This is a genomic window from Pseudomonas sp. WJP1, from assembly GCF_028471945.1.
Classification (GTDB): Bacteria; Pseudomonadota; Gammaproteobacteria; order Pseudomonadales; family Pseudomonadaceae; genus Aquipseudomonas.
This window is the reverse complement of record NZ_CP110128.1, coordinates 3782106-3804245: the sequence shown is the minus strand read 5'-3', so window position 1 is coordinate 3804245 and position 22140 is coordinate 3782106. Positions and strand designations below refer to the sequence as shown.

At 60.8% G+C, this 22140-nt stretch carries 21 protein-coding genes and 1 pseudogene; 17 read left to right on the top strand and 5 right to left on the bottom strand.

What is annotated here, in order from left to right; genetic code table 11:
* Positions 1-5 precede the first annotated feature (5 nt).
* Complete coding sequence (locus OH720_RS17015; RefSeq protein ID WP_272602125.1) at positions 6-710, top strand: NAD(P)H-dependent oxidoreductase; 705 nt, start codon at positions 6-8, stop codon at positions 708-710.
* 65 nt (positions 711-775) lie between these two features.
* Here the strand turns inward: OH720_RS17015 and OH720_RS17010 are convergent, their stop codons facing one another.
* Positions 776-1876 (bottom strand): RHS repeat-associated core domain-containing protein, encoded by a 1101-nt coding sequence (locus tag OH720_RS17010; protein ID WP_272602124.1) that lies wholly within the window; start codon positions 1874-1876, stop codon positions 776-778.
* A 439-nt stretch (positions 1877-2315) separates the two neighbouring features.
* Between OH720_RS17010 and OH720_RS17005 the strand changes: the two genes are divergently transcribed.
* The 14 genes from OH720_RS17005 (at position 2316) to OH720_RS16940 (ending at position 15449) form a co-directional block, all read left to right on the top strand.
* Entirely contained in the window at positions 2316-3662 is a 1347-nt protein-coding gene (locus tag OH720_RS17005) for an outer membrane beta-barrel protein (RefSeq protein ID WP_272602123.1), read from the top strand.
* A gap of 99 nt (positions 3663-3761) precedes the next feature.
* Positions 3762-5072, top strand: a complete 1311-nt coding sequence (locus OH720_RS17000) for an ABC transporter substrate-binding protein (protein ID WP_272602122.1) — start codon at positions 3762-3764, stop codon at positions 5070-5072.
* Positions 5073-5097: 25 nt separating this feature from the next.
* Positions 5098-5823, top strand: coding sequence for an ABC transporter ATP-binding protein (locus OH720_RS16995; protein WP_008065638.1), 726 nt, complete (start codon positions 5098-5100; stop codon positions 5821-5823).
* Positions 5824-5844: 21 nt separating this feature from the next.
* Positions 5845-6537: an ATP-binding cassette domain-containing protein gene (locus tag OH720_RS16990; protein ID WP_081504871.1), complete on the top strand. Its 693-nt coding sequence runs from the start codon at positions 5845-5847 to the stop codon at positions 6535-6537.
* Positions 6538-6539: 2 nt separating this feature from the next.
* A complete protein-coding gene (locus tag OH720_RS16985; RefSeq protein WP_272602120.1) occupies positions 6540-7403 on the top strand; it encodes a branched-chain amino acid ABC transporter permease in 864 nt (287 codons plus the stop codon).
* Positions 7403-8437, top strand: coding sequence for a branched-chain amino acid ABC transporter permease (locus OH720_RS16980; RefSeq protein ID WP_272602119.1), 1035 nt, complete (start codon positions 7403-7405; stop codon positions 8435-8437). The genes OH720_RS16985 and OH720_RS16980 overlap by 1 nt, the downstream gene beginning before the upstream one ends.
* Before the next feature lie 88 nt (positions 8438-8525).
* Positions 8526-9455, top strand: a complete 930-nt coding sequence (locus tag OH720_RS16975) for a LysR family transcriptional regulator (protein WP_272602118.1) — start codon at positions 8526-8528, stop codon at positions 9453-9455.
* Between the two features lie 232 nt (positions 9456-9687).
* Entirely contained in the window at positions 9688-10182 is a 495-nt protein-coding gene (locus tag OH720_RS16970; RefSeq protein ID WP_272602117.1) for a hydroxyquinol 1,2-dioxygenase, read from the top strand.
* A gap of 44 nt (positions 10183-10226) precedes the next feature.
* Complete coding sequence (locus OH720_RS16965; RefSeq protein WP_272602116.1) at positions 10227-11246, top strand: hydroxyquinol 1,2-dioxygenase; 1020 nt, start codon at positions 10227-10229, stop codon at positions 11244-11246.
* Positions 11247-11336: 90 nt separating this feature from the next.
* Positions 11337-12800, top strand: a complete 1464-nt coding sequence (locus OH720_RS16960; RefSeq protein ID WP_272602115.1) for an aldehyde dehydrogenase family protein — start codon at positions 11337-11339, stop codon at positions 12798-12800.
* A gap of 8 nt (positions 12801-12808) precedes the next feature.
* Positions 12809-13876 (top strand): maleylacetate reductase, encoded by a 1068-nt coding sequence (locus OH720_RS16955; protein WP_272602114.1) that lies wholly within the window; start codon positions 12809-12811, stop codon positions 13874-13876.
* Positions 13877-13911: 35 nt separating this feature from the next.
* Positions 13912-14784 carry a dioxygenase family protein gene (locus OH720_RS16950; RefSeq protein ID WP_272602113.1) on the top strand — a complete coding sequence of 291 codons (873 nt, stop codon included), beginning with the start codon at positions 13912-13914 and terminating at the stop codon, positions 14782-14784.
* A 3-nt stretch (positions 14785-14787) separates the two neighbouring features.
* On the top strand, positions 14788-15099 hold the full coding sequence (locus OH720_RS16945) for a YciI family protein (protein ID WP_272602112.1): 312 nt from the start codon (positions 14788-14790) through the stop codon (positions 15097-15099).
* 2 nt (positions 15100-15101) lie between these two features.
* The gene (locus OH720_RS16940; RefSeq protein ID WP_272602111.1) at positions 15102-15449 is read left to right on the top strand and encodes a Rieske (2Fe-2S) protein; all 348 of its coding nucleotides are present in this window, start codon (positions 15102-15104) and stop codon (positions 15447-15449) included.
* A 126-nt stretch (positions 15450-15575) separates the two neighbouring features.
* Here the strand turns inward: OH720_RS16940 and OH720_RS16935 are convergent, their stop codons facing one another.
* Positions 15576-16634 carry an RHS repeat-associated core domain-containing protein gene (locus tag OH720_RS16935; RefSeq protein WP_272602110.1) on the bottom strand — a complete coding sequence of 353 codons (1059 nt, stop codon included), beginning with the start codon at positions 16632-16634 and terminating at the stop codon, positions 15576-15578.
* Between the two features lie 304 nt (positions 16635-16938).
* Between OH720_RS16935 and OH720_RS16930 the strand changes: the two genes are divergently transcribed.
* Positions 16939-17391, top strand: a complete 453-nt coding sequence (locus tag OH720_RS16930; protein ID WP_020799502.1) for a YMGG-like glycine zipper-containing protein — start codon at positions 16939-16941, stop codon at positions 17389-17391.
* Between the two features lie 115 nt (positions 17392-17506).
* On the opposite strand, the gene OH720_RS16925 is transcribed toward OH720_RS16930, so the two are convergent.
* The 3 genes from OH720_RS16925 to OH720_RS16915 are packed head-to-tail and all read right to left on the bottom strand — an operon-like array spanning position 17507 to position 21193.
* Entirely contained in the window at positions 17507-18535 is a 1029-nt protein-coding gene (locus OH720_RS16925; protein ID WP_272602109.1) for a DUF2955 domain-containing protein, read from the bottom strand.
* Positions 18525-19646, bottom strand: coding sequence for an HlyD family secretion protein (locus tag OH720_RS16920; protein WP_272602108.1), 1122 nt, complete (start codon positions 19644-19646; stop codon positions 18525-18527). The genes OH720_RS16925 and OH720_RS16920 overlap by 11 nt, the downstream gene beginning before the upstream one ends.
* On the bottom strand, positions 19643-21193 hold the full coding sequence (locus tag OH720_RS16915; RefSeq protein ID WP_272602107.1) for an efflux transporter outer membrane subunit: 1551 nt from the start codon (positions 21191-21193) through the stop codon (positions 19643-19645). Before OH720_RS16915 ends, OH720_RS16920 begins: the two co-directional genes overlap by 4 nt.
* A gap of 169 nt (positions 21194-21362) precedes the next feature.
* On the opposite strand from OH720_RS16915, the pseudogene OH720_RS31910 reads away from it, so the two are divergent.
* A pseudogene (locus tag OH720_RS31910) lies at positions 21363-22109 on the top strand (pyridoxal phosphate-dependent aminotransferase); the annotation flags it as partial.
* Between the last annotated feature and the right edge of the window lie 31 nt (positions 22110-22140).

Below are 22140 nucleotides of genomic sequence, written 5' to 3'. Positions count from 1 at the left end.
CCCCCATGAAAGTACTGATCGTCCACGCTCATCCAGAGCCACAATCCTTCACCGCCGCCTTGCGCGACCAGGCCGTTGCCACGCTTGAAGCCCAGGGCCACGAAGTGCAGGTCAGCGACCTGTACAAAATGAACTGGAACCCGGTGGCCAGCGCCGATGATTTCTCTTCGCGGGAAAATCCCGAGTACCTGGTCTATGCGCTGGAGCAACGCCTCGGTGTGAAAAGCCAGTCGCTGGCACCGGACATCCAAGCCGAGCTGGACAAACTCCTGTGGGCCGACCTGTTGATCCTCAACTTCCCGATCTTCTGGTTCTCAGCCCCGGCCATGCTCAAGGGCTGGATCGACCGGGCGCTGGTGTCGGGCATCTGTTATGGCGGCAAGCGCTTCTATGATCAAGGCGGTCTGGCCGGCAAAAAGGCATTGGTCACCGTGACCCTGGGTGGGCGTGAGCACATGTTCGGTGAGGAGGCGATCCATGGTCCGTTGCAGGACATGCTGCGGCCGATTTTGCGCGGGACGTTGGCGTATGTCGGGTTTGATGTGCTGGAGCCGTTTGTGGCCTGGCATGTGCCGTACATCAGCGATGAGGCACGGCAGCAATTTCTGGTTGATTACGGCCTCCGGCTGCAGCATCTGAGTGATGATCAGCCGCTGGTGTTTCCGAAACTGTCGCAGTTTGATGAACAGTTGTACCCATTGGAAAAATAGGCTTTGCCTAATATCTGACCGTTAGATTCCCACGCCGTTGCGTGGGAATGTTTTCTGCGTTTCAACTAAGTAAGCGCTCTAAGTGTGAAAATTTTGCTTTGTTCAGCTTCAGTGAAACGGCGTAAACCCAAGCCAAACCCAAAGTCATCGTCTATAACTTCTCCTAAAAAACGGACCTTGATTCCAGCTCTCGGAATTTGAACAGGCAAGATTCCGAGCGCCATGCCGCCGCCTATTCTCTGGATATTGTGTTCCCGTATATAGACAATTGACGCGCCCGTCCCGCCAGTAATAGAGTATCCGTTCGCACCGGCGGTTTGAGTTACCAAGCTTACTTCATGAAGTTTATTAGGTAATTTCCTAGCAGAATGGTAAACGATATCTTTCATTCCTGAGGACGTTCGCGCTAATGCGGTCATGTCGCTTCCTGGTAGTCGTTGCACTATATTCTCAAGCAAATGCGGTGCTCGTTTCAAACTTTCAAACAGTCCCGTCGGCGTAAGTATAACGGTGTTGCTGGCTGTGAACGCAGGGGTAATTATTTCGTTAGCGGCGCTCAAAGTAGGTTTTATAGTGTTACCAATGTTACTGGTTTTCTTAATGACCGCTTGTGCCATTTCAGCAAGAGTTGGGACGTGCCCGTTGGGGTCCGATAGATTGACGGGATCGCCTAAGCAATACGAATACGAATTCAATCCTCCCTTCCCAAACGGACTCAAGCTGTCAGGGCTATTGAACCGCATCAACACCGGATTAAACGCCCGATACCCGTTACCCAACAAATAATGCCCGGTCTCAGGGTCTGGTCGTTCGCCATTGAATCCCAGCAAACTGAGCAGGCCACTCAATGCAGTCCGATGTCCGTAGGGACTGTAGGCGCTGGCTTGTCGTTCGCCGTCTTTCTTGAGTGTATGCAGTACCGAGCGTTGCACGTCGGTAGCCAATAAAGTGGTGTCGAGCGCATTGTTTTCATATTGTCGCTGCGCCAACAAAAAATCACCGTGCTGGACGATGGAGTGCCCGATTGCACCCTGAATTTCGGTGGCCAGTCGGTTTTTGCAGCAAAAGCGATGGCGTTCCGGGGTATCCGACAGAGACTGGCTGGTCAGTTTATCCAGCGGATCGTAGCTATAGCGGATGAGCCAGGGTTGCTTTGGATTGGACATTGGGCGCTCCGAGGTTTCACGGTCTGGGAGGGCTTGAGTATCGAAGGGATTGTTGGAGACGGGAACTAGCAGAACTGATAGTCGAAAACCTGTGTACACCAGAAAACACTGTAGGAGCGAGGCTTGCCCGCGAAGAGGCCGGTAAATTCAACATCGATGTTGGCTGACCTGACGTCTTCGCGGGCAAGCCTCGCTCCTACAGTTTGATCTTCAGCGCGTTCAAATCCCCGCCCCATTGTTCTGAATACGCAAACACTGATGTCGCCGAGAATGGAATTGTTGGTGCAGTGGCCGGCTTGTAGCCTCCATCACGCCGAACACCGGGATCGGCCAACGATCCGGTGGAGCTCCAGCCAGGGCTCATCAAGACGTCCTGCCTTGCTTTCGGCCTTACGCCCCTTCGGGGGTTTGGCGCCTAATAAAAATAAGGAAGGCAGGTATGAGTATTCGTGCATGGGCTTGCGCTGCAACCCTGTTCGCCCCGGTTCTGGGTGCTGGCATGTTGTTTCCCTCAATGGCACGCGCCGCGGACGACCCGATGGGCTCGCTGGTGCGCGGGGTGTTTGGCGACAGCCTTGAGCGTGAGCACGGCATCAAGATCTACGGCTGGGGCCAGGCAGGTGTGATCTACAACAACAACGGCACGGATGACGTCAGCAAGCAAAGTTTCTTCAATACCGACGAAGGCGTGAACCTCAACCAGTTCGCCCTGGCCGTGGAGAAGAAACCCAAGAGCAATGTGGTCGGTCGTGTCGGACCGTTTCCCGGCCCCATGCCACAAGAAGCGGACTGGGGTTTCAACGTCACGGCCCTGTACGGCAAGGATGCGCGTTACTTCAAAACCTACGGTTGGGACGAAGACCTGGGCGTCAACCGCGAGAACAAGGCTGAAGATCCAGCGTTCACCATTGCCCAGGCCTACGTCGATTTCTATTTCCCGGTGCTCGGCGGTTCGGACCTGATGATCGGGATTTTCCACACACCGCTGGAAAATGAAATCGGCTTCGCCTTGCCATCGCCGGCACCGACGGACTTCTACTCGCACACCTATTCCTTCATGCATGGCCCGGCCAAGCATGCCGGTGCGCTGTACTCGTTCAAACTGCCATCGGCCCCCGGCGAAAGCATGCTGGGCTTCGAACTGGGCGTGGTGCAGGGCTGGAACAACCTGCAAGACCCCAACCATGACCCGGATGTCATCGCCAACGTACGCTGGCGTTCGGCGGATTTCAGCACCTGGATCGACTGGGAAAACATTTATGGCAACGGCGCCGGCGACAGCTTCGCCGAATGCAGTTGCGGCTCGCCGATACCGGCCGGCACCAAGGATGACGACTACAAGCGCCTGGCCTCTTACCTGACCTTGTCCCAGGTGCTCGACCCAAACAACCGCGTGGCACTGGAGCTGAACTATGGCACGCAGGAGCAGGGCGCTTTCGCCGGTTTCGCCAATAAAGGCGATGCCACTTGGTACGGCACCGATGTGAACTGGTATCACAAACTCAGCGAAAACCTGATGTGGAACAGCCGCGCCGAGTGGTTCTACACCGATGCGCCCGTACACGTGATGATGGCCAACATCGACCCGAACACAGGGATTCCCGACCCGACCTGGGGCAGTTTCTACGGCGTCACCACCAACCTGGCCTGGACCCCGACGCCCAACGTGCGCCTGCGTCCGGAGTTGCGCTACGACATCCATTCCGGCCCCGGCCGCGATGCCTACGCCGACGGGCAAAAGGACTCGCAGGTGGTTGCGTCCTTCGACGTCAGTTTCTTCTTCTAACCCGACGCTTTCGCTGACCCGACGTGATGGCGCTGCCCACACGTTGCGACCTTGTTCGTCCGGACTTTACCGGCCCGTCGCCGCACTGGAGCAATTTTCATGACAGACAACAACGATAAAAACCTGTTTGGCCGCGACGTTTCACGTCGTGATTTCCTGCGTGGCAGTGGTATCGCCGCCGGCGGGATCGCCTTGGCCAGCTTGCCATTCAACTTTGCCGTGGGCAGTGAACGGGTGATCAAGCTCGGCTACGTCAGCCCGCAGACCGGGCCACTGGCGCCGTTTGCCACCGCCGACAACTACATCATCGAATCGCTCAAGCAAACGCTGACGAACACCCTGACGGTGGCCGGCAAGCCGTACCGCCTGGAAGTCATCGTCAAGGACAGCCAGTCCAACCCCAACCGCGCGGCGGAGGTGGCGAGCGAACTGATCCTGTCGGACCAGGTCGACCTGATGCTGGTGTCGTCCACACCGGAAACCACCAACCCGGTGTCCGACCAATGCGAAATCAACGAAATCCCCTGCATTTCCACCGTGGCGCCCTGGCAGCCATGGTTCTTTACCCGAGGTGGAAAACCCGATCAGGGCTTTGAGTGGACCTACCACTTTTTCTGGGGCCTGGAAGATGTGATCGGCACCTACACCTCGATGTGGGGCGCCATGCAGACCGACAAAGTCATCGGCGGTCTGTTTCCCAACGACGGCGACGGCAATGCCTGGGGTGATTCGAAGCTCGGGTTTCCACCGGTGCTGGCGCAAAAGGGTTTCCAAATGGTCGACCCTGGTCGTTTCCAGAGCCTGACCGATGACTTCTCCGCGCAGATCGCCGCGTTCAAAAAGGCCGAGGTCGAGATCGTCACCGGTGTGGTCATTCCTCCAGACCTGACCACGTTCTGGACCCAGGCCCGCCAGCAGGGCTTCAAGCCCAAAGCGGTGTCGGTGGGCAAGGCGTTGCTGTTTCCCACGGCGGTCGAAGCGCTGGGCAAGGCGGGCAACAACCTGTCCACCGAAATCTGGTGGAGCCCCACGCATCCGTTCAGTTCATCGTTGACCGGCGCCAGTGCGGGGCAGCTCGCCCAGGGCTTCACCCAGGCCACCGGCAAACAGTGGACGCAACCGCTGGGCTTTGTGCACGCCCTGTTCGAACTGGCGGTGGACATCCTTCAGCGCACCGAAGAGATCGGCAACCCGAAGGCCGTACGTGACGCCTTGCTCAAGACCAACCTCAACACCGTCGTCGGGCCGATCAACTGGAACGGCGGGCCGGTGAAGAACGTCGCCAAGACGCCGCTGGTCAGTGGCCAATGGCGCCTGGGCCAAGACAACAAATACGACTTGATCGTGACCAGCAATGCCACCGCGCCGGCGATCCCGCTGGGCGGCGAGATGCAGGCCATTACGTATTGATCGCGCTCACGCAAGCAGGTGCTCCATGCAACAGCCACTTCTACAACTGAACGATGTGCACAAAAGCTATGGCTCGGTGAAGGTCACCGATGCCATGAGCCTGAGCCTGCAACCCGGCGAGGCCCTGGGCATCATTGGCCCCAACGGCGCGGGTAAAAGCACGCTGTTCAACCTGATCGCCGGTGGCGTGGCGGCGGACAGCGGCAGCATTCATTTCGAGGGTCGCAACGTCACCCGCGAGCCGGTGTTCAAGCGTTGCCAGCAAGGCATCGGCCGTTCCCACCAGATCCCGCATCCGTTCGTGAAAATGACCGTGTTCGAGAACCTGCTGGTGGGCGCCACCTTCGGCGCTCGGTTGCGTGACAAGGAGGCCAGCCAATGGTGCGCGCAAACCCTGGAACTGACGGGGCTGATGCGCAAGGCCAACGTGCTGGCCGGCTCGCTGACACTGCTCGACCGCAAGCGACTGGAAATGGCCCGCGCCTTGTCGACCCGGCCACGCTTGCTGTTGCTCGATGAAATCGCCGGTGGCCTGACCGAACCGGAATGCCTGGCACTGGTGGAAACCATCCAGGGCATCCACAAGGCCGGCGTCGCCATCATCTGGATCGAACACATCGTCCATGCCTTGCTGGCGGTGGTCAGCCGCCTGACGGTGATCAACTTCGGCGCCAAGCTGGCCGAAGGCGAGCCGCGCAGCGTCATGGCCGACCCACGCGTCCAGGAAATCTACATGGGCATCGGGAGCTGAGACATGACGACCCAAACAACCCTGCTGTCCATTGACCGACTCTGCGCCGGCTATGGCGACTTTCAAGCGCTGTTCGACATCAGCCTCACGCTGGATGAAGGCGAAACCGTGGCGATCATCGGCTCCAACGGTGCTGGCAAATCGACCTTCCTGCGCTCGCTGGCGGGGCAGATCAAGAACCAGGCGAATGCCATCACCTTCAGGGGCCAGCCCATCGGCGACCTGGCGGCCAACCAGGTGATAGCGCGCGGCATCGCCCTGGTGCCGGAAGGGCGAAAGCTGTTCCCGTCGCTGACCGTCGAGGAAAACCTGCAGATCGGCGGCTATAGCAAACGCCCGGGCCCCTGGACGCTAGCCCGTATCTATCAACTGTTTCCGGTTCTGGAAAAGCTGCGCAAGCGTCCCGGCACCGCGCTGTCCGGCGGTCAGCAGCAGATGGTTGCGATTGGCCGGGGCCTGATGGCCAACCCGCACTTGTTGTTGTGCGACGAAATCAGCCTGGGGCTGGCGCCGACCACGATCAAGGACATCTACGCCGCGCTGCCCTCGATCAAGGCTGACGGCACCACGGTGATTCTCGTCGAACAGGACATCAATCAGGCGCTGAGTGTCTGCGACCGTTTCTATTGCTTGCAGGAAGGGCGTGTGTCCCTGACCGGCCGGCCCGGGGACGTCGACAAGGCGCAAATCAAAGCCGCGTACTTTGGGGTTTAGTGATGGAATGGCTCAATACGCTTGTGCAGGGCATGTTGCTCGGTGGACTCTACGCAATGTTCGCGGTAGGGCTGTCACTGATGTTCGGCATCATGCGCCTGGTCAATATCGCCCATGGCGACTTCATCGTGCTGGCGTCGTACCTGGCGCTGATGGTGGTCAACCACCTGGGTTTCAGCCCGCTGGCAAGCCTGGTGATCGTCGTGCCGGTGATGTTCTGTCTTGGCTACCTGCTGCAACGCGGCTTGCTCAACCGCACACTCGGCCAGGACATTTTGCCGCCGCTGCTGGTGACCTTCGGTCTGTCGATCATCGTGCAGAACGTCCTGCTGCAGTTTTTCAGCGCCGACAGCCAGAAGTTGTCCCAGGGCGATCTGGAAGTCGCAAGTGTCGGCTTCGGTAGCCTCAGCGTGGGGATCATGCCGCTGATGGTGTTCGCCAGTGCACTGCTGATCATCGGCGGCCTGCAATTGCTGTTCTATAAAACCGCGTTGGGCCGTGCGTTCCGCGCTACCTCCGATGACCAGCAGACGGCACGGCTGATGGGCGTGAACAACGCCCACATCTTTGGCCTGGCCATGGCGCTGGCGATGGCGGTGGTGTCGATCGCCGGGGTGTTCCTGGCGATTCGCACCAGTTTCGATCCCACGGTGGGGCCGGCGCGTCTGTTGTACGGCTTTGAAGCAGTGATCATCGGCGGCCTGGGCAGCCTGTGGGGCACCCTGGCGGGCGGGGTGATTCTCGGCATCGCCCAGGCGCTGGGCGCGAAAATCGATCCTGGCTGGCAAATCCTCGCCGGTCACCTTGTGTTTCTGCTGATCCTGGTCGTGCGCCCGCGTGGCCTGTTTCCCCGGAGTGTCGACTGATGAATGCCTTGAATAATCCTGCGCTGGCTTACCGCGTACAGCGCACAACCACCAGCAGCCGGGTAGGCCTGTCATTGCTCGGCCTTTGCGTGCTGGTACTGATCAGCGCGCCATTGTGGGCCGATCGTGCCAGCCTGCGGCTGGTGGTGGAGTTCGCCTATTACCTGGCCCTGGCGCAAATGTGGAACCTGTTGGCGGGTTACGCCGGCATGGTTTCGGTCGGGCAGCAGGCGTTTGTCGGCTTGGGTGGGTACCTATTGTTCATGCTGTCGACGCAACTGGGGGTGCCGCCCTTGTTCGCCGTGTTGCTTTCGGGCGTGCTCGTCGCGCTGTTGGCGATTCCCACCGCACTGATCGTGTTCCGGCTGCGCGGCGCCTACTTTGCGATCGGCACCTGGGTGGTGGCTGAGGTCTTTCGCCTGGGACTGGCACAGATGAGCAGCCTGGGCGGCGGTTCCGGGCAAAGCCTGCCGGCGGCGATCGTACGGCAGATCGGCAATGACCGTGACGGGCGCGAGATGCTGATCTACTTCACCGCACTGGCGATCGCCATCGGCGCGGTGGCGCTGGTGTTCTTCCTGCTGCGTTCACGCCAGGGCCTGGCGCTGGCGTCGATCCGCGATTCCGAGCCGGCCTCCGGCAGCCTGGGTGTCAATACCTTCCGCACCAAGCTGATGGTGTACGTGTTGGCGGCCGGTTGCACCGGGGTGGTCGGGGCGCTGATCTTCCTGCAAAAGCTGAGGATCTCCCCGGATGCGGCGTTCAACCTGCAGGACTGGACGGCGGTGGTGATTTTCATCGTCATCATCGGCGGCATCGGCACCCTGGAGGGGCCATTGATCGGTACCTTGATCTATTTTGTGTTACGCGGATGCCTGGCCCAATACGGTGCCGTGTACATGATCATTCTGGGGGTGGTCGCGGTGGTGATGATGCTCAAGGCGCCGCAAGGGGTGTGGGGCCTGATCAGTGAACGGCTGGGTTGGCAGGTTTTTCCCATGCAGCGGCGGTTGTCGGTGCAACCCCGGCCATGACTACGCGTCCGGTATCTGGAGTGCGAGGTGCCGACAGGCTAACCTCGCTGTTCCTATAAGAACAAAAACATCCAGAGAACCTGCCCCCATGGATCGTTTACTCAGTGTCGAAGCCTTTGTGCGGGTTGCCGAAACCGGCAACTTCGCCAGGGCAGCCCAGCAACTGGGCGTGACCCGCTCGGTCATCACCCATCGCATCCAGCAGCTGGAGCAGTTCATCAATGCGCCGCTGTTCCATCGCAGCACGCGCCATGTGCGGCTTTCCGAGGTCGGGGAGACGTATTACAAGGAGTGCGCGGACATGGTCGCGAGTTTCAACTCGTTGACCGAACACATGCGCGAACTGCGCGCCAAACCCACCGGCAAACTGCGGGTGCAGATGCTGCCCGGGTTTGCCATCGGGCACTTCGGCCGCATGCTGGCCGAGTTCACGCGGCTGTACCCGGACATTGAAGTGGACGTGATCGTCAACGACCGGGTGGTGGACCCGATCGAAGAAGGTTTTGACGTGGCGTTCCAGATGTTCCCGCCGATGGCGGAAACCCTGATCGAGCGCAAATTGTTCAGCGTTCGCCGACTGTTCTGCATGTCCCCCGATTACGCCAGCGAGTTCGGCGTGCCGACCCATCCCCAGGAATTGCTGCAACACAAGATCGCCTTGTACGAGGGCTATCCGTCGCGCAACCGCTGGCTGTTCAACGGCGCAGACGAGCAGGTGGAGCTGAGCCTGCCGGGGCAGGTACGCTCGAACTCGGTGCACCTGTTGCGTGATTACGCGCAGACCGGCGTCTGTATTGTCTGCCTGCCGACGCTGGTGGCCAGCGACGACCTGCTCAGCGGGCGGCTGATTCCGGTGCTGCCCGAGTATTCGTTGTCTTCCTTCAACTTCTCCGCGGTGTATCCCGCGACCCAGCGCCGGGCCTTGAAAGTCCGTACGTTGATCGACTTCCTGGTGGAGAACTTCGGCGACGAGCCGTGCTGGGATAAGCCGTTGCTGGAGCGCGGCTGGGTTCGTTAAGAGACGCGCGCACACCTCTGTAGGAGCGAAGCTTGCTCGCGAAGGTGTGTCAGGCGACATCACCTCAGCTGACCCACCTTCGCGAGCAAGCTTCGCTCCTACAAGAAAGAGGTCGCTACCTCAGTGTTTGCGTTTCGCAAACACTGTTGTCGCCGGTCCTCTAATTGTCCCAAGGCCAGGCGCGACGTACTGTTGGCTCACTGTTACTACAACAACAAAACGGTGAGAACCCATGAGTAGCGCGGCAATCGAAACGGTCTTCGGCTCGCTGGACAAGTACACCAAGGGCTCGGTTGAAATCATCAGCGGCCAGGCCAGTCACTACGCGTTTTCCAACGTTTTCGAGGTGGCGGAAAAATCCTTTCCTTATGAAAAGGTCGTCGTCGGCCTCAACCTCGGCTACGTCATTGAGACCCTGCGCGCCGAGGGCCAGTCGCCCTGGTACACGGCCGCGCACGACGAATTCGCCATCGTCATGGACGGCGAAGTGCGGGTGGATTTCCTCAAGCTCGATGCGCCATTGACCGCAGGCGAGGGCACGCAACTGGCAGGCGAAGTGCCGGCGGGCAAACCCATGGGTTACGTCCTGCTCAAGCGCGGTCACCAGTGCCTGCTGCCGGTCGGCACCGCGTATCGCTTCGAAGCCAGTCGCCCTGGCGTGATCCTGCAGCAGACGATCAAAGGCCCGTTGTCGGTCGAGAAGTGGGCCGACATCTGCTTGAAGTGATCTGCCCAGTCGCCCCCGCCCACAATAACAAGAGGAATCCCGCCATGGCCATGCTTGAAACCGCAGCCCAAACGCCACTGTTCGCCGACGAAGACGTCCAGGCCAGCGCCGCCCATCCCGTCACCGGTTATCGCGCCTTCAAACTCGGCGCGTTCGAGCTGTCGCGCGACGAGTATTTCGCCCGCATCACCTGGCCTGCCAAAGGCCAGACCCGTTCGCACCTGATTCCGGCCGATGCCTTTCTGCGCGCCTTGATGCGCGATGTGGCCTGGGGCTTTTTCTACGGTTGGGTCAACTTCGACCACGTCATCGGCACCCGCAATTACTACGGCAAAGTCGACCTGTACGCCGGCACCTTCAATGGCACGCTCAAGGCGGCAGGGGTCAACTACACCGAAAATTTCGAAACGCCGCTGATCATGGCGACCTTCAAGGCGATCCTGCGCGACTGGACCAACGCCACTTTCGACCCGTTCGCCGCACCGGAAGAAACCGGCAGCGCATTCGGTCGCAAGAACGGCAACAACATCGAAGCCATCGAACGCTTTCGCATCGCCACCAAACGGATGCCCGGCCTGCCGGATGATTCGCCGCTGCGCAACGATCTGCCGGTCAACCGCCAGTTCATCGATGTGCCGCAGGACGAGCCGGAAATTCACGCTGCGGAAGGTTTCGAAGGCCAGTTGCATGCCTTCAACCTGCACAAGTACCTGTCGCGCTCCGACGTGACCTGGAACCCCTCGGTGACCTCGGTGTGCAAGGCCAGCCTGCTCTGCCCGACCACCGAAGAGTTCATCCTGCCGGTGTTCCATGGCAACGACCGGATCGAGTGGTTCCTGCAGTTATCGGACGAGATCATCTGGGATGTCGGCGACAAGGACGACGGCAACCCGCGCGCGCGCATCACCATGCGCGCCGGCGACATCTGCGCCATGCCGGCCGACATACGCCACCAGGGCTATTCGACCAAGCGCTCGATGCTGCTGGTCTGGGAAAACGCCACGCCGAACCTGCCGCAACGCTATGAAAGCGGCGAACTCAAGCCGTATCCGATCGAGTTCTAAGACCAAGGGTCTTGCCCGGCACCGCGCCGGGCCACGCTCTCAGCCATCCAGTCAGACACTGCGCCACAGACGCGGTGCGAGGAAACCATTATGCAAAATCAGCTCTATATCGATGGCCGCTTCGTCGATGCGGTCGGCGGCGGCACCATCGACGTGGTGTCGCCCCATGACGGCTCGTTGATCACCCGCATTGCCGCCGCCGAAGCCGCTGACATCGACCTCGCGGTGGCCGCCGCCAAGCGTGCGTTTCCAGCCTGGTCGGCCCTTGCCGCTGCCGAGCGCGGACGCCTGTTGCTCAAGCTGGCGGACAAAATCGAAGAATGCAGCGAAGAACTGGCGCAGCTGGAATCCTTGAACACCGGGCACCCGATCCGCGATTCCCGTGGCCTCGATGTGCCGCGCACCGCCGCGTGCTTCCGTTACTTCGGCGGCATGGCCGACAAGATCGAAGGCACGGTGATTCCGGTTGAAGCCGGGTTCCTCAATTACGTGCAACGCAAGCCGATCGGCGTGGTCGGGCAGATCGTGCCCTGGAACTTTCCGCTGATGTTCACCAGCTGGAAAATGGGCCCGGCGTTGGCGGCGGGCAACACCATCGTCATCAAGCCCTCGGAAATCACGCCGCTGTCGACCTTGCGCATTGTCGAGCTGATGAGCGAAGTCGGCTTCCCCAAAGGCGTGGTCAACGTGGTGCCGGGTTACGGCCATACCGCGGGCCAGGCTCTGGCCGAGCACCAGGACGTCGGCAAGATTGCCTTTACCGGCTCAACCGCCACCGGTCGACGGATTGTTGAAGCGTCGCAGGGCAACCTCAAGCGTATTCAACTGGAACTGGGCGGAAAGGGTGCGAACATTGTCTTTGAAGACGCCAATCTGGAAGCGGCGGTCAACGGCGCTGCCTGGGCGATCTTCCATAACCAGGGCCAGGCTTGCATCGCCGGTTCGCGGCTGATTCTGCATGAAGACATCGCTGATGCGTTCCTGGAGCGCTTCATCGCCCTGGCCAAGTCCATCCGCCTCGGTGACCCGATGGACCCCGAGACCGAAATGGGCCCGCTGACCTCGGCACTGCACCGCGACCGGGTGCTGGCCTACATCGATATCGCCATCGAACAGGGCGGCAAGATCCTCGCCGGGGGCAAGGCGCCGGACGACCAGGCCCTGGCCAAGGGGTTCTATGTCGAACCCACGGTGGTCGAGGCCAAGCCGGGTGATCGTGTCTGCCAGGAAGAAGTCTTCGGCCCCTTCGTTACCGTCGTGCGCTTCAGTACCGACGAAGAAGCGCTGGCCATCGCCAACAGCACCGAGTACGGGCTGGGCAGCGGCCTGTGGACGCAGAACCTCAGCCGTGCGCACAAAATGGCCGATGCCATTCATGCCGGTATGTGCTGGATCAACTGCTACAAGCGCGTCAGCCCCGGCAGCCCGTTTGGCGGCGTAGGGCAGTCTGGTTACGGCCGGGAAATGGGCTTTGAAGCGATCCACGACTACACCGAAGCGCGTTCGGTGTGGGTCAACGTCGACGCGAAAATCCCCCCGCACTTCAAACGCTGAGGTTGGCCATGAACCCTTTTGTTTACCAAAGCCTGCCGACCCGCGTGGTGTTCGGCTGGGGCAAGCTCTCGGCACTGGCCGAAGAGATTGAGCGCCTGGGGGCCCGACGGGCGCTGATTCTTACCACGCCGGAACAGCACGGCCTCGGCGAACGCGTCGCGGCTTTGCTCGGTGATCGCGCGGCGGGTGTGTACCCGCATGCGGTGATGCACGTGCCGCTGGAAGTGGCACAAGCGGCGCGCGTCGAAGCGGCGCGCCTGGATGCCGATTGCTGTGTCGCCATCGGCGGTGGCTCGACCATCGGCCTGGGCAAGGCAATTGCCATGGATTCCGGGCTGCCCATCGTGGCTGTACCGACCACCTACGCCGGCTCGGAGATGACGCCGATCTACGGCCTGACCGAAAATCGCCTGAAGAAAACCGGGCGTGATCCACGGGTGCTGCCGAAAACCGTGATCTATGATCCGCAACTGACTTTAACGCTGCCGGCGCAGATCTCCGCCTGTTCCGGTATGAACGCCATGGCCCACGCGGTGGAAGCGCTGTACGCCGAGGACGCCAACCCGATCATCGGCTTCATGGCCGAGGAATCGATTCGCTCGCTGGCGCAGGCATTGCCGGGGGTGGTCAAGGATCCCAATGATCCCGATGCGCGCAGCCATGCGTTGTATGGCGCGTGGCTGGCCGGCATCTGCCTGGGTTCGGTCGGCATGGCCTTGCACCACAAGCTCTGCCACACCCTGGGCGGCACGTTCAATTTGCCCCACGCCCAGGCCCACGCCATCGTCCTGCCCCATGCCGCGCATTACAACCGCGAAGCCGCCGCAGGGCCCCTGCAGCGCGCGGCGCGTGCGTTGGGTGGAAGCGAGGCGGGCGAGATCGGTGGCTTGTTGTACGCGCTGAACCAGAAACTGGGTATTCCATTGGCGCTGGCCGACATCGGACTGCCGCCAAACGGTCCGGCGCAAGCGGCTCAAATCGCCTGTGCCAGCCCGTATTACAATCCACGGCCGTTCGAACAAGGCCCGATCGAAGCGCTGCTGACCCGCGCCATGCTCGGCCAGGCGCCAGCCTGACTCACCCTGGGCTCAGCACTGTCGGAATAAAAGCAATGACCGATCACGATAAAACCATGGAAAAACTGATCTGCGAGCAGGCCGTGAACAGCTTCGCCGATGCGCCCAATGCCCGTTACAAACAGATCATGCAAAGCCTGGTCCGGCACCTGCACGCGTTTGTCAGCGAGGTCGAACTGACCGAACAGGAGTGGTTCGAGGGCATCGGTTTCCTGACCGAAACCGGCCACAAGTGCGACGGCCAGGTGCGCCAGGAATTCATTCTGCTGTCGGACACCCTCGGCGTGTCGATGCTGGTCGACGCGATCAATCATCGCCACAGCGCCACGACCACCGAGACCACGGTGTTCGGGCCGTTCTACATCGAAGGCATGCCCGAGCGCGCGTTCGGCGAGAACATGGCCTTCACCCAGGGCGAAACGGCGCTGGTGCGCGGGCGGGTGGTCGATACCCACGGCAATGCCCTGGCCGGTGCGGTGCTGGACGTCTGGCAGACCGCCGAAAACGGCATGTACTCGGGCCAGGACAGCAAACAGCCATTCGGCAACCTGCGCGGTCGTTATCGCACCGACGCCGACGGTTGCTTTGCGATCCGCACGATTGTCCCGGTGTGTTACCCGATCCCGACCGATGGCCCGGTGGGGCGCATGCTCGAGGCCGCCAACCGGCATCCGTGGCGGCCAGCGCACCTGCATTTCATGATCGAGGTGCCGGGGTATCGCAAACTGGTGACCCACCTGTTCAATCACGATGATCCGTACCTGGCGTCCGATGCGGTGTTCGGTGTGAAACAGTCGTTGCAGGTGATCTACGAGGATCGCACCCGTCACGATGAGGTGTCCGCACAGCTGGGCATGCCATTGCCATTCAAGCGGGCCTGTTACGAATTCGTCATGGAGGCGGGGTGAATCATGGGCCAGTTCTTTGCGGTATTCGCCACCGACCACCCGGATCGCCTGGCCTTGCGCCAGCGCTTGCGGCCCAGTCACCAAGCGCATTTGCGGGCGACCGATGCGCACCGGGTGGTCGTGCGCCTGGGAGGCCCGACCCTCGATGATGCCTGCACCGCGATGAATGGCACACTGCTGGTGATCGAAGCCGGCAGCCTGGCTGAGGTAGAAGCGTTCATCCAGGACGATCCCTATGTTCAGGCCGGGTTGTTTGCGAGCATCCAGATTCGCCCCTGGAACTGGAGCCTCGGCAACCCGGAACTGCGGGGCTGACCATGACCCTCATCACCTTGTGCGAACGCCAGGACATCACCGACGGCGGCGCCCTCGGCCTGCCGCAGCACCAGCACCTGCATCCCGCCGGCCTCGTCGCAGTGCGCCAGGGCGAGCAGGTGTGGGTGTACATCAACCGCTGCCCGCATTTTTCCGTACCACTGGACTATCGTCCGCAGGAATTCTGCACCTATCGCGGCAAGGTGCTGATGTGCGCGCATCACAGTGCGATGTTTCGTTTTGAAGACGGGCACTGCATCGACGGGCCGTGCAAGGGCGCGAGGCTGGAACCTGTGCCGGTGCGCTGGGTGGATAACCGTCTAGTCATGGAGGTGGGTGAGGAGGGCTGAACTACACTCTTTGAGGGTGAATCACGGCCATCAGGAGATCATCATGAAAAGGTTGTCACCCATCGGCCTGTGAGTCGCATTGTCGGTTTTCCGTGCTCGGGGATTGGTTGAAACCGTAGTGTAAGATTAAGAGCTTCGAATCTTTTCCCTGGCATTTTTAATAACTTCATTGAATGGAATGGCGGAACTGTCTTTCTGGTCTGCGATCTTTACTAATTTGGAAATGGTTTCTTTGGCATGCTTAAATATAGGTGATGGGTTTTTTTCGTACGCTAGGCGTTTTGTAGTATGAAGAATGCGATCATGAAGTTTGTTCATGAAAAGATTACTAGATATTAGGTTTTTTTGCTTTAGCTCTTCAAGAAACACGTTTCGAATGATATTTGGATTTATTACGTCACGACTTGGGTCGAATACTTTAATGTGTTCGGCCCTCCAGCGTACGAAGCTTTCGAGTGGGTCTGGATTCTTAATTTGAAATATTTCCGGGTGTCTTTCTTTAACTAATTCGATTTGCTCTTGGATTTTTTTGTTGTAGATTGCTTCTTTGTAAGTGCGGCGGTGATCATTAAATTTTGAAATTAAATCATCAATTTCTTTGTTGATTTTTTTGTTGGCGGCGCGCTGTAAAAAATTTCGGATAATTTTTGGGATATGTCCGGTAGGATCGCTGAAGTTAACCGGATCACCGTTGCAGTACGCATACGAATTAAATCCACCCTTCCCAAACGGACTCAAACTGTCTGGGCTATTAAACCGCATCAACGCTGAATTAAATGCCCGATAACCATTGCCCAACAAATAATGCCCAGTCACCGGATCCGGCCGTTCCCCGTTGAAGCCCAACAGGCTGGTCAACCCGCTTTCGGCAAGGCGGTGCCCGTATGGGGAGTAGGCGATAGCTTGTCGCTCGGTGTTTTTCTTGAGTGTGTTCACTACCGAACGTTGCAAGTCAGTCGCCAGTAAGGTGGTGCCGTGCACATCGTGTTGGCGCTGTTGCTGTGCCAGAAGAAAGTCACTGTACTGGACGATGGAGTGCCCGATTGCGCCCTGAATCTCGGTGGTCAGTCGGCTTTTGCAGTAAAAGCGATGACGTTCCGGGGTATCTGACCGAGCGTGGCTGGTCAGTCGATCCAGCGGATCGTAGTTATAGCGGATGAGCCAGGGTTGCTGCGGGTTTGTCATTGGGCGCTCCGAGCTTTCAAGGTCTGGGAGAGCTTGAGTATCAACGGGATTGTCGGAGTCGGGAACTAGCAGAACTGATAGGCGAAAAGCTGTGTGCACCAGAAACCTTGTGGGAGCGGCGGTGCGACAATTCGACTTGCCCTCGATGAGGGCAGCATATCCAACATCGATGTTGGCTGACCTGACGCCTTCGCGGGCAAGCCTCGCTCCTACAAGGGTGAGTTCGGGATCGAGTCCGGGCAGGTGGGCGAGGAGGGGTGAACTACACTCTTTGAGGGTGAACCACGCCCATCAGGAGATCATCATGAAAAGGTTGTCACCCATCGGCCTGTGCGTCGCACTGTCATTTTGCAGTGCCCAGGGATGGGCCCAGACGGTAGTACCGCTGAAGGGCCAGACTTCGCAACAGACTCAACTGGACATCAACGAATGCAACAGCATTGCCGCCAGTAGCACCTCAACCACGTCCACGCCCTCTGGCGGACGGCTCAAGGGCGCCGCAGTAGGCGCGGCAGCCGGTGCGGCCGGGGCCCAGGTACGCGGCCGCCAGCATGACGAGTTCTATGATCGTGTCGATGACGATACCAAGCAGGACTATCGGCAGAACCGCGCCAAGGAAACCGCGGCGGCGGGCGCCGTGGTCGGCGGTTCGCGTCAGCGTCAGGAACGTCGGGCGCAGGAGAAAACCAACGCAGCGACCACTTCGACGGCGTATACCAGTTGCTTGCAGGGGAAGGGGTATCAGGTTAATCCGTGATAAATGTTGGACCTGTAGGAGCGAGGCTTGCCCGCGAAGGCGTCGGCATAGTCAACATTGATATTGCCTGACCCGCCGCCTTCGCGGGCAAGTCGGATCGCCGCACCGCACGCTCCTACGGAATCGGCTTAAGGCTGCTCTTTTCCCGCTGATCCAGCAAATACACCATCAGGCACGCATACAACGTCACCGCAATGAACAGCCCCATGCGCACCGCGAAGGCGGTGTAGACGTCCTTGCCGGCCTGGCTGTCCTGCACCGACTGGCCCAGCAGGATGATCAGGGTGATCAGGCTGTTGAGCCAGAAACCAGGGCTCAACCGCCCCGGGCTCAGGCCATAGAGCTTGCGCGCCAGGATCAGGGCGAACAGCAGCATCCACAGGAAGAACATCCAAAGGTGCACGAAGACCGTCAGTGCGCTCCAGAACAGTATCGCCAACAGGCCGCCGAGCAAGGTCGAGCCAATCAGTTCGCGGGCGGCGTCGCGGGCGTTGGTGCTGGAACTCTGTTGTCCCAGGCTCACGGCCTTGAGCACGATGGGCAGGTAGCTGGCGGGGTCGATCAGTGCCAGCAGGAAGGTCGGGATCACGATCAGGGTGGCGCGCAACGCGACGCGGTCGACGTCTGCTGCCGACTGGGCCGGGGCGGGCGGGGGTGTTGGGGCGTTGTCCGGTTCGGGAAACAGCCAGTGACTCAGCCAGCCGATCATCACGGCCAGGAGCAAGCCGCTGGTCAACGCCTTGATGACCGTCGCCGCCAGGCCGAAGTCGGCGACCCCGGCCGCCGGGATCATGGTCAGGCCGATCACCAGGAAGGTCACCACCAGGTTGTTGCCGCCGCGCTGGCCAAAGCGAAACACCATCAGGAGGCCGAGGCCGATCAGCAGTACGCCGCTGAAGGCGTAGTAACGCAAGAGCGGGATCAACAGCAGGCCGATGCCGGTGGTCAGCATCGCGGTCAGCGCCAGCACCAGGGTGGCTTTGAACGGCAACGGGCGATTGAGGCTGACCAGCAGCAAGGCACCCAGCACCGGCGCGAGGAAGGGGATCGGCATCGCCAGGCCGAAACTCGCGGCCAGGCACAGCGCCGTGCCACAGGCCAGGCGCAATGCGCGCTGTACCCTCGGCGAGCGCTTAGTAGGCATACGACAGCCAGCTCATCAGCCACAGGAACAAGCGGCCCAGCGGGTTGAGCACGTTGCCTTCGGCAGGGAAGGCCATGACTTCGGCCTGGCCACCGGAACGGATGGCGCGGTTGTCCTTGAGCAGGGTCAGCGACTCGGGAGAAAACTCGATGACCACCGGAAAACGCTGGGCCGGGCGCAGCCAGTCACGGCTGTTCTGCACCGTGGGCAGGCTGCCGGGCGCGGTCGGCTGGCCGACGCTGACGCCGTAGCCGATGCTGCGCACGCGGCCCTGGAACACTTCGCCGGGCAGCGCGTCGAGGGCAATCGACACCGGGGTTTCGGGCTTGACCAGCGCGAGGTTGTTCTCGGTCATGTCGGCGCTGATCCAGACATCGTGGATCGCAATCAGGGTCATCACCGGGTTGCCGGCCGCGGCGAATTGGCCGACATCGGTGCGCAGGTCGGTGATCAAGCCGGCCGAACGGGCGCGAACCTGTGTGTTGGAAAGGTCCAGTTCGGCTTTCGACAGGGCGGTGGCGGCGCTGCGCAACAGGGCGTTGTCTTCCTCGCTGCCGCCTTCCTGCTCACGGGCGCGCTGCACTTCGGCGCGGGCCGCGGCGACCTGGCTGACTGCCGCCTCGCGGTTGGCGCGGGACACCTCCAGCAGGCGCACGGAAATGGTTCCGGGGTCTTCACGGTACAAGCCCTCGAGGCGCTGATTGTCCTGCCGCGCCTTGAGTTCGTTGGCCTGGGCCGCGCGTAGACTGGCTTGCGCCGAGGCGATGCCGGCGGTGCTGGCGCCGATCTGCCGGCGGGTCGATTCAAGGTCGGCACGCGCCCGATCCACGGCGATCTGGTAGGGCTGCGGGTCGATCTCGAAAATCACCTCGCCGGCCTTCACATCCTGGTTGTTGCGCACGTTGACGCGAATCACCCGGCCGGCGACTTCCGCCGCCACCGGAATCACAAACGCACCCACCCGCGCCTGCTGGGTATAAGGGGTGAAGCGGTCAGCCAGCAGGTACCAGGCCAGGCTCAGGACGATCAGCAGCAAGACCCACTTGATGCCTTTTTTCGTCGGGTCGGCGGCAGGCGGCGCGGGCTGGGGGGAGGGCGCGGCTTCAGTCATGGTTTCACCTGATTGGGCAAAGGGGAGGCGGGCTGCTCAGCCGGGGGCTCGGTAAGCAAGTCGCCCCAGTCGGTGCGTTGTTCCATCTGCTGGCGCGTGGCGCGATCGACCTTGGGCTGGGCGCTGTACCAACCGCCGCCCAACGCCTTGTACAGGGCAATCACATTGCTCACCGCATCGCCACGGCTGAGCAGGTAGCTGTCCTGCAGTTCGAGCAGCGCCCGCTGGGCGTCCAGCACCCGCTGGAAGTCCGAGTAACCTTCGCGGTAGAGCGTGTTGGCCAAGGCCAGTGAGCGTTGCGCGGCTTTTTCCGCCTCGCGCAGGATGCGTTCGCGTTGCAGGGCGCGGGTCAGGCCGTTGGCGGCGTCATCCGCCTCGCGCGCGGCCTGGCGCACCTTGTCGCGATAGGCTTCGATCAACTGCTGCAAGCGCGCATCCTGCACGCGCACGTTGTTGCTGATGCGGCCGTAGTCGAACACGTTCCAGCGCAGGCTGGGGCCGCCAATCAGGTCGAGGCTGCGCGACGTTCCGCTCAAGGTATCTGTCGACCAGACGATGCTGCCCAGCAGCGTCAGGGCCGGGTAGAAATCGGTTTCGGCGACGCCGATCAGCGCCGACTGTGCCGCAACGTTGAATTCGGCCGCCCGCACATCGGGCCGGCGCAGCAGCAGGTTGGCCGGGACATCCTGCAACACGGCGCGATCGACCAGCGGGATCAACTCGCTGTTGTCGGCCACCAGTGGCAGCGCACCGGGTGGTTGGCCGATCAACACGGCCAAGGCATTGCGGGTGCGATAAAGCTGATCTTCCAGGACGGGGAGGGTACTCAACGTGCCCAGGTACTGGGTCTTGGCTTGTTGCAGGTCGAGTTCGGCGGTCTGGCCGCTCTTGAACAGCCTTTCGGTGATTTCGAAATTGCGGTGCTGCTGGCGGGCGTTTTCGTTGGCGACACGCAAACGCGCCTCGGTGGTGCGCAGGAAAAAATAAGAGTCGGCCACCTGCGCCCGCAACAGGACCAGCACGTCGTCATAGTTGGCCTCGGCCGCGAAGTAGCTGGCATCGGCGGCCTCGATGGCGCGGCTGAAGCGTCCCCAGAAATCCAGTTCCCAGCCCACGTCGAACCCGGCACTGTGTTGCCAGAAATGGCTGTCCACCGGGTTGTTGCCGCCGGATTGGTGGCGGTTGATGTAGACGCTGTCAGCGGCGATTTGTTGCAGTTGCGGGTAACGCCCGCTTTGCGCGATGCCCAATTGCGCCCGGGCCTCCATCACGCGCAAGCCGGCGATCTTGAGGCTGGAATTGTGCGCATCCGATTCGGCGATCAAGCGGTCGAGCACCGGGTCGGCGAAGATCTGCCACCACTGGCGGATGTCCGGGTACTGCTGGCGCTGGCTGGCCTGCTCAAGGGCCGGGGTGTTCCAGTGATCGACCCAGGTTTCGCCCGGCGGCTGGAAGTCCGGCCCCAGCCGTACGCAACCGCCGAGGACCACTGCGCCCATCAGCAGCAGCCGGTGGCGCCGCATCCGCGTGGATGTACCTGATTGCATTAAGTGTTTTCCAGCCAAAGGACCTCACAGCAGCATAGTCGTCGGGATGCCTTCTGCATGACCTGGACAATCGATAGGTAAAAACGTCGCGACTGTCGTAAAAACGACCTGTTTACGCTGAACGCGAACCGTCGACAGTTTTCTGTTGAACGAGTGTTCAGCTTGAACTATGTTCGTTCCACCTTCTTTCCCGGCTGGTTGCGGGCTTGCGTTTCTTCTTATTGAACGAGGCACTGGCATGCGGTTTTCACCCTTTGTTGAGCAAAACTCAATCACGCCCAGTGTCGACGACCCGGATTTTCCCACCCCCGATTTCATCACCGATGCCGCTATTGAAGGCGGCGAATTTGCCGATCGCCTGGCCTTGCGCGAAGCGATTGCCGGGCACTATGGCGAGCTGTTGGGTCGTGAGCTGAAAGCGGCGAACGTGATCACGCTGGCCGGGGCGCAGGACGCCTTGTTCGTCACGTCGATGTGCCTGCTTGCCGCAGGGGACGAGGTGATTGTCCTCGATTCGATGGACCAGGCCTGCGAGGCGACGCTCAAGGCTTGCGGCGCCACGCTGGTGCGGATGACGTCCATCGATGCAACGCTGCTGACCAAGGCGATTACCCCGCGCACCCGGGCGATTTTCCTGTCGAGCCCGAACGGCGGGATGCTCAACCACGAAGCATTGCAAACGATCGCCGGACTCGCCATCGCCCATGACCTGTGGGTGGTGGTCGAGGAGGTCCATGGGGAGCTGACGCTGCAGCACCTAAGTGTCTCGGCAGCGCCGGGCATAGCCGAGCGCTGTGTGGTAATCGGTAGCCTGTCAACAGCGCACCCGATGGCAGGTTGGTGTATGGGTTGGATCGTCGCTGACTCCGCCATGGTCGCGCATGCCCAAACCTTGATGGTAGCCAAGACCTCCCAGCGTATCCGCGATTTTGTCCAGGCACTGAAAG

Excerpts from the sequence above, each read along its gene's own strand:
- OH720_RS16920 (WP_272602108.1), bottom strand. The coding sequence starts at position 19,646 with ATGACTGAAGCCGCGCCCTCCCCCCAGCCCGCGCCGCCTGCCGCCGAC.
- OH720_RS16960 (WP_272602115.1), top strand. The coding sequence starts at position 11,337 with ATGCAAAATCAGCTCTATATCGATGGCCGCTTCGTCGATGCGGTCGGC.
- OH720_RS16995 (WP_008065638.1), top strand. The coding sequence starts at position 5,098 with ATGCAACAGCCACTTCTACAACTGAACGATGTGCACAAAAGCTATGGC.
- OH720_RS16915 (WP_272602107.1), bottom strand. The coding sequence starts at position 21,193 with ATGCAATCAGGTACATCCACGCGGATGCGGCGCCACCGGCTGCTGCTG.
- OH720_RS16935 (WP_272602110.1), bottom strand. The coding sequence starts at position 16,634 with ATGACAAACCCGCAGCAACCCTGGCTCATCCGCTATAACTACGATCCG.
- OH720_RS16965 (WP_272602116.1), top strand. The coding sequence starts at position 10,227 with ATGGCCATGCTTGAAACCGCAGCCCAAACGCCACTGTTCGCCGACGAA.
- OH720_RS16985 (WP_272602120.1), top strand. The coding sequence starts at position 6,540 with ATGGAATGGCTCAATACGCTTGTGCAGGGCATGTTGCTCGGTGGACTC.
- OH720_RS16930 (WP_020799502.1), top strand. The coding sequence starts at position 16,939 with ATGAAAAGGTTGTCACCCATCGGCCTGTGCGTCGCACTGTCATTTTGC.
- OH720_RS16940 (WP_272602111.1), top strand. The coding sequence starts at position 15,102 with ATGACCCTCATCACCTTGTGCGAACGCCAGGACATCACCGACGGCGGC.
- OH720_RS17005 (WP_272602123.1), top strand. The coding sequence starts at position 2,316 with ATGAGTATTCGTGCATGGGCTTGCGCTGCAACCCTGTTCGCCCCGGTT.
- OH720_RS16980 (WP_272602119.1), top strand. The coding sequence starts at position 7,403 with ATGAATGCCTTGAATAATCCTGCGCTGGCTTACCGCGTACAGCGCACA.
- OH720_RS17015 (WP_272602125.1), top strand. The coding sequence starts at position 6 with ATGAAAGTACTGATCGTCCACGCTCATCCAGAGCCACAATCCTTCACC.
- OH720_RS16925 (WP_272602109.1), bottom strand. The coding sequence starts at position 18,535 with ATGCCTACTAAGCGCTCGCCGAGGGTACAGCGCGCATTGCGCCTGGCC.
- OH720_RS16970 (WP_272602117.1), top strand. The coding sequence starts at position 9,688 with ATGAGTAGCGCGGCAATCGAAACGGTCTTCGGCTCGCTGGACAAGTAC.
- OH720_RS17010 (WP_272602124.1), bottom strand. The coding sequence starts at position 1,876 with ATGTCCAATCCAAAGCAACCCTGGCTCATCCGCTATAGCTACGATCCG.
- OH720_RS16945 (WP_272602112.1), top strand. The coding sequence starts at position 14,788 with ATGGGCCAGTTCTTTGCGGTATTCGCCACCGACCACCCGGATCGCCTG.
- OH720_RS16955 (WP_272602114.1), top strand. The coding sequence starts at position 12,809 with ATGAACCCTTTTGTTTACCAAAGCCTGCCGACCCGCGTGGTGTTCGGC.
- OH720_RS16950 (WP_272602113.1), top strand. The coding sequence starts at position 13,912 with ATGACCGATCACGATAAAACCATGGAAAAACTGATCTGCGAGCAGGCC.
- OH720_RS17000 (WP_272602122.1), top strand. The coding sequence starts at position 3,762 with ATGACAGACAACAACGATAAAAACCTGTTTGGCCGCGACGTTTCACGT.
- OH720_RS16975 (WP_272602118.1), top strand. The coding sequence starts at position 8,526 with ATGGATCGTTTACTCAGTGTCGAAGCCTTTGTGCGGGTTGCCGAAACC.